A 697-nucleotide genomic window follows, 5' to 3' on the forward strand; every position below is an offset into this window, starting at 1 on the left:
TAACTGCAGGGCCTTAAAGGCAGCAGCCCCCGGATCGCCGGCACTGTTTATCTGCTCCAGCCACTGCGCCAGGGCGATGAGTTTCTGGTTTATCCCCTGAATGAGTGGCGCATCATTTCCACGGCCTTTCAGGGTGTCGTCCAGTTGGGTAAAGGGACGCGCTATCCGGCTGAGGTTATCCCGCTGTTGTGCTGCCCCTTTTCCGGTCAGTGGACGAACGGCGGTGTTATCGCTCAGCAGAGAGACAATATGCCGGAAGGGCTGCTCATCGCCGGTAAGGGTATTCAGTACCGACAGCGCCTGCTCCGGCGAATCAAACGGCTGAATATCCAGCGCGGATAACAGTTTTTGCCAGTGACCGGTATAATCGCTGATATAACGATCGCTTACCTGGCGCTGAATTTCACTGCGATCCGCCTCGCTGAGCTGAACCTGTTCATGTTGTCCCAGCACCCACGCATCCAGCCCGGTCAAATCAAACAGCGTGTTATGCTGGCCCCGGAAAAAATCACTGTAGCCGGACCAGGTGAACAGACGCGGTACCGTACCGGCATGCGCATCACGCAGCACAAACACGCTGTCAAAACTTTGCCCGGTCTCATCCTGTACCCGCAAATCCGGTGGCAGCGTCGCGGTGGCCCGCACCATCAGCCCCTGATACACCCGCTGATATAACGGCAGACGGCTCAGCTCCTGC

Annotated in this window: 1 protein-coding gene; it reads right to left on the reverse strand. The window is 57.5% G+C overall.

The features are described from left to right. On the reverse strand, positions 1-697 hold a 697-nt coding region (locus DEO48_RS24785; protein WP_219933020.1), incomplete at both ends, for an ImcF-related family protein.

It is taken from the genome of Enterobacter sp. CGMCC 5087 (assembly GCF_003144775.1).
Classification (GTDB): Bacteria; Pseudomonadota; Gammaproteobacteria; order Enterobacterales; family Enterobacteriaceae; genus Enterobacter; species Enterobacter cloacae_M.